This is a genomic window from uncultured Tissierella sp., from assembly GCF_902479755.1.
Lineage (GTDB): Bacteria > Bacillota > Clostridia > Tissierellales > Tissierellaceae > Tissierella > Tissierella carlieri.
Window position 1 is genome coordinate 1 of the sequence record NZ_CABSQO010000086.1, and the last position, 2,650, is coordinate 2,650.

General features: G+C 28.9%; 2 protein-coding genes. Both read right to left on the reverse strand.

Translation table 11 applies throughout. From position 1 onward, the window contains the following. Positions 1–215 precede the first annotated feature (215 nt). Positions 216–1,916, reverse strand: a complete 1,701-nt coding sequence (locus tag RDK80_RS20050) for an FAD-dependent oxidoreductase (protein WP_002580160.1) — start codon at positions 1,914–1,916, stop codon at positions 216–218. 150 nt (positions 1,917–2,066) lie between these two features. After that, a complete protein-coding gene (locus RDK80_RS20055; protein ID WP_002580161.1) occupies positions 2,067–2,387 on the reverse strand; it encodes a rhodanese-like domain-containing protein in 321 nt (106 codons plus the stop codon). Between the last annotated feature and the right edge of the window lie 263 nt (positions 2,388–2,650).

The window sequence follows — 2,650 nt, forward strand, 5'->3', positions numbered from 1 at the left end:
CTTAGAAGCTTGTACTTTTATTGATTAATATGCATACTTTTAGATTTTATTGAAATACTAAAAAAGGTAATAAAAAACATTATTAGTATTTCTTAAATATAAAAAAATATTACTGGAAATCAAAATTTCCAGTAATAATAAATTGATAAAAATACTAATTACACAAAACTATCTAAACTCTCACAATAAGTGTTCAGTCAGGTTTTATATAAACTTTATCTAAAGTTATATTCTGTAACTATGCTTTCTCTTCCTGTTCTTTTATCATTATAATATTCGTAAAAAGATAGTCCTAAGAAACTTCCTGTAATATTATAAATATTCTGAAATCCTAAATTCCCAAGTGCTTTTGCTGCATTATAGCTTCTCTGCCCTGTTCTACAATGTAAGTATACTGGAATATCTTTTGGTATCTCACTTATTCTGTCTCTTAGTTCACTTAAAGGGATATTCACTGCATTTATAATATGTCCATTGTCATATTCATTCTTTTCACGTACATCAATTATATATGCGTTATTTTCAACAAGTTCACGTACTTTATCAACATTTACCTGTCTAAAGTCACCATTTAATAAATTACATGAAACATATCCAGCATAATTCACAACATCCTTAGCAGTTGAAAATGGCGGTGCATAGCATAGTTCTAAATCTTTTAAATCTTCAACATTTCCACCAAATTTTATAGCTGTAGCAATTATATCAATTCTCTTTGTAACATCACCTTTTCCAATGGCTTGTGCACCTAAAATTTTACCTGTTGGTACTTCATAAAGCATCTTAAAGTGTATTGGTGATGAGCCAGGCATTATTCCAACCTTATCACTAAGTATTAATCTTACAACATCATATTGTATATTCATATTCAAAGCTTTTATAAGACTTTCATTTAATCCAGTTGATGCTCCATTATAATCAAAAACCTTTATTGCAGATGAGCCTATGTATCCTCTATTGAAAGTACTCTTATTATTAATGTGATCCGCAACATTTCTTGCCTGCTTCTGGGCTGGACCTGCAAGTGATAACTTTGTATAAGAATGAGTAAGGGAATTATATACTTCTATGGCATCACCAACAGCATATATGTCTTCATCATTTGTTTTATAATTACTATCTACTTTTATTGCTCTTGTTTCACCTAGCTCAATATCTGAATCTTCTGCAAGTTTTGTTTCTGGTGCTACACCTATTGCCATTATTACTGCTTGTGCTCTAACTTTTCTTCCAGATGATAAAACAACCGTATCTTTTTCAAATTTTTCAACCTTGTCTTCTACTATTAAATCTATTCCTTTATCATAAATCTCTTTATGAAGTATCTGTACCATATCATAATCAAAAGGTCTTAATATCTGATTTCCAGCTTCTACAAGTGATACATTATAACCACCATCTTGTAAATTTTCTGCCGCTTCTACTCCAATAAATCCACCACCGATAACTGCTACATCTTTAATATTATTATTTTTTAAATACTGGTTGATTTTATCTATATCAACAACATTTCTTATGGTAAACAAGCTAACTTCATCACTTCCTTCAAATTTAGGAACTATAGGATGAGCACCTGGTGATAATATTAACTTATCATAACTTTCTTTGTATATTTCATCACTATCAGTCTTTCTTACTTCTACAGTCTTATTTTTTCTATCTATTGAAATTACTTCACTATTTGTTCTTGCATCAATGTTAAACTGTTTCTTAAATTTTTCAGGACTCATAAGTACTAGTCTGTCAGGTGTCTTAATTACACCACTTAAATGGTATGGCAGTGCACAGTTTGAAAATGATACATGAGGACCCTTTTCAAACATTATAATTTCATCTTCTTCGCTGTTTCTTCTAAGTCTTGCAGCTGCTGATGCTCCTCCTGCGACTCCACCTATTATAAGTATTTTCTTCTTCATAATTATTCCTCCCATTTTCTAATGATAGTGTAAAATTATTTACACTACGATTTTAATTTTTTATTCATATATCAAGGGTTCCGAACGTTTTTTTGTATAATTTAATTTATATCTAATCTTAATCTATATGTTGCGCTATTAACTTTACAATTATTTTCTTTGTGAACCTGCGTATGATCCAACTCCGCCTGATACATCTATAACATCATACCCTTGCTTTTTAAGGAATGAACAAGCTCTTGCACTTCTCCCACCAGACTGGCAGATAATATAATATTCTTTATTCTTATTTAAATATTTTTCAGGATTATCTAAAAGATTTCCCATTGGAATATTCTTTGCCGATTTAATGCTTCCACCTTTATATTCATAATTCTCCCTTATATCAATAAGTTCAATCTTTCCAAGTAAATTATCAATATCATTTACATTAATCACTTTTCCTATATCTCTTTTAAAAAGTCCAAACATTTTTTGTTCCTCCTTGTTTTCTCTCTAAATTTCACAATATTATAGTTGGTTTAAATTTTCTTTTTATACTAGAAAATCTTAAAATCAAATTTGTCTATGTATTAATTATATTTAATATTAAATAGTTCTTCTGTAACTTAGTCACATTAAATTATTAATACTTAATATAATAAAATATCTCGCTTATTGATTGCATTAAAAAAGGGGCTGTATCAAATTGAAATTTTTTAAATTCAATTTGATACAGCCTATTCTTATAAACG

Coding starts and splice junctions, on each gene's coding strand:
- RDK80_RS20055 (WP_002580161.1), bottom strand. CDS start 2,387: ATGTTTGGACTTTTTAAAAGAGATATAGGAAAAGTGATTAATGTAAAT.
- RDK80_RS20050 (WP_002580160.1), bottom strand. CDS start 1,916: ATGAAGAAGAAAATACTTATAATAGGTGGAGTCGCAGGAGGAGCATCA.